The following is a 2,856-nucleotide window of genomic DNA, read 5'->3' as shown; positions in this document are numbered from 1 at the left end:
CCCGCGCGCCTGCAGCCGGGCAGCTTCTATGCGCTGCCGCAGAGCCCGCAGCTGTTCAAGCAGCTGCTGATGGTCGGCGGCATCGAGCGCTACTCCCAGATCGCGCGCTGCTACCGCGACGAGGACTTCCGCGCCGACCGTCAGCCCGAGTTCACCCAGCTCGACCTGGAGATGAGCTTCGTGCGCCAGGACGACGTGATCCTGCTGGCCGAGGAGATCCTCGCCGCGCTGTGGAAGCTGATCGGCCACGAGATCCCGACGCCGATCCCGCACATGACCTACGCGGAAGCCATGCGCCGCTACGGTTCCGACAAGCCCGACCTGCGCTTCGGCATCGAGATCACCGAGATGGCCGAGTACTTCAAGGACACCCCGTTCCGGGTGTTCCAGGCGCCGTACGTCGGTGCGGTCGTCATGCCCGGTGGTGCGTCGCAGCCGCGGCGTCAGCTCGATGCCTGGCAGGAATGGGCCAAGCAGCGCGGCGCCAAGGGTCTGGCCTACATCCTCATTCAGGAGGACGGCACCCTCGGTGGTCCGGTCGCCAAGAACCTGACCGATGCCGAGCGTGAGGGTCTGGCCAAGTATGTCGGCGCCAACCCCGGCGACTGTGTGTTCTTCGGTGCGGGTGACGCCAAGTCCAGCCGCGCCCTGCTCGGTGCGGCGCGCGGTGAGATCGCCCGCAAGTGCGAGCTCATCGACGAGAACGAGTGGGCCTTCGTCTGGATCGTCGACGCCCCCATGTTCGAGCCCGCCGCCGACGCCACCGCGAGTGGCGATGTGGCGCTCGGCCATTCGGCCTGGACCGCGGTGCACCACGCGTTCACCTCGCCCAAGCCGGATTCGCTCGCCACCTTCGACACCGATCCGGGCTCGGCGCTGGCCTACGCCTACGACATCGTCTGCAATGGCAATGAGATCGGCGGCGGTTCCATCCGTATCCACCGCCGCGATGTGCAGCAGCGCGTGTTCAAGGTGATGGGCATCAGCGAAGAGGAGGCGCAGGACAAGTTCGGCTTCCTGCTCGACGCCTTCTCCTACGGCGCGCCCCCGCACGGCGGCATCGCCTTCGGCTGGGACCGCATCACCGCGCTGCTGGCCGGTGTGGATTCCATCCGCGATGTCATCGCGTTCCCGAAGTCGGGCGGCGGCGTGGATCCGCTCACCGACGCGCCCACTCCGATCACCCCCGTGCAGCGACGCGACGCGGGACTGGACGTGAAGCTGGACGCCGACGGTAACCCGGTGAAGGACAAGTAGTCTCGGTCCGAAGACGAAGCACCGGCCGGTATCAATGGATACCGGCCGGTGCTTTTCTGTATAGATCGCTAGTGCTGTACGACCAGGCGGCCGGTGAGCGTGCGGTAGGCGTAGGTGATCGCGATCGCGGTGACCGGACCGGCGACCAGCAGACCCAGGCCGCAGAGCAGTGCGCCGACGAAGGTGATCACCAGCACGGCCAGGGCCAGCAGGATGACCTGCAGGGCATTCCGAATCACCAGCTGGGCACTGGATTTGATGGCGGTCAGCGGACCCTGTTCCTGATCGATCACGAAATGCAGTGCGAACATGCACAGCACGCCGACGATCACGACCGGGAAAACGCACAGCATCGAGGCGATCAGACAGGCCACGAAGACGATCAGCGCGGTGATCAGCACACTGCCGGCATTCACGAATCCGAAGAAGGCCGGGAAATCCGGTGGGGTGCCATCGGTTTCGTAGAGCGCACCGCGGATCATGGCCGCCTGCAGCAGCCACATCACCAGCGCGGCCACGATGAACAACAGCAGCACGCCGGCGAGTGATTGCACGTCAACGATATTCACCAGCAGGGTGACCACCAGCCAGGTGATCAATCCGACCAGCACCATGCCGATCCACGGAACTGGATTGGCGCGGAAGCGATCCCAGCCGTAGGAGATGGCGCGGCCCACATTGAGACTGATCGGGGGATGCTCGTAGGTGGACGACTGCGGCTCCGAAGGCTGCTGTCCCCCGGGCGGCATAGCGCCGCCCGGCTGCTCGTAGCCGCCGGGCGGCTGTCCGTAACCACCTTGCTGCGCACCCTGTTGCGGCGCGAAACCGCCCTGCTGAGGTGCGTATCCGCCCTGCTGGGGTGCGTAACCACCCTGTTGAGGTGCACCTTGTTGCGGCGCGTAACCGCCCTGCTGGGGTGCTCCCTGTTGCGGCGCGTAGCCGCCGGGCTGAGGTGCGTAACCGCCTTGCTGCGGAAAGCCGCCCTGCTGCGGCGCACCGCCGGACGGCATCTGGCCGGGCTGGCCGTAGCCGGGCTGCGGCACCGGCGCGCCCGACTGCGGGGGCAGCGGTGGCGGAGGTTCCACGGCCTCGCTGCCGTACTGCGCGGCGCCCGGCCCGCTGAATTGCGGATAGCCGGCGAGCCCCGGCAACTCGTGGCGACCGTGTCCGGGAGCCTGCTCGGGCTCACCGGAATGCGGTGGTGGCTCGGGGTTTTGATGGGCTCCGGGCCGGGCCGTGTACTGCCCGGAGCCCTCCTCGCCCGGATTATCGCCGGAGGGTGCGTTCGGTGCGGAGGGCGGCGTGCCGGTCATGGTCGCGAGCCTTTCACATTTCCCGGTTTACGGTGTGACACACAGCAGTTGAACATGAGAAAACTCGACGGTCCTGGTTGTGTCAAGCAACCAGCGCCGTGTGGGCAAACCCGGCACCGAGACACGCCGGACGACGCGCGAAAGGTTGCGCAACCGCTCGCTGAAAGTGACCTGGTGCGAGTAACTTGGGAACCGATGACCGCACTATTGGCCGAACGCGCCGCCGAAGTCGTGTACGCGGCACAACAGTTGCTCACAAAGCGAATGGGTGCTGCGGTAAAGCTGA

The 2,856-nt window shown here is 66.6% G+C and carries 2 protein-coding genes; one reads left to right on the top strand and one right to left on the bottom strand.

Annotated features, from left to right (window positions below; all coding sequences use genetic code 11):
- Positions 1-1,257: aspartate--tRNA ligase (gene aspS / locus JWN03_RS43455; RefSeq protein ID WP_297628490.1), on the top strand; the 1,257-nt coding region annotated here is incomplete at its 5' end.
- A 68-nt stretch (positions 1,258-1,325) separates the two neighbouring features.
- Here aspS and JWN03_RS43450 read toward each other — a convergent pair.
- Positions 1,326-2,570 (bottom strand): hypothetical protein, encoded by a 1,245-nt coding sequence (locus tag JWN03_RS43450; protein WP_297628488.1) that lies wholly within the window; start codon positions 2,568-2,570, stop codon positions 1,326-1,328.
- Between the last annotated feature and the right edge of the window lie 286 nt (positions 2,571-2,856).

The organism is Nocardia sp., assembly GCF_025465275.1.
Classification (GTDB): Bacteria; Actinomycetota; Actinomycetes; order Mycobacteriales; family Mycobacteriaceae; genus Nocardia.
Note: the sequence above shows the minus strand (reverse complement) of the source record. Positions and strands in the feature narration are given on the sequence as shown.

What these genes read in the sequence shown, in the direction of transcription:
- JWN03_RS43450 (WP_297628488.1), bottom strand. Translation starts at nt 2,570, where the DNA reads ATGACCGGCACGCCGCCCTCCGCACCGAACGCACCCTCCGGCGATAAT.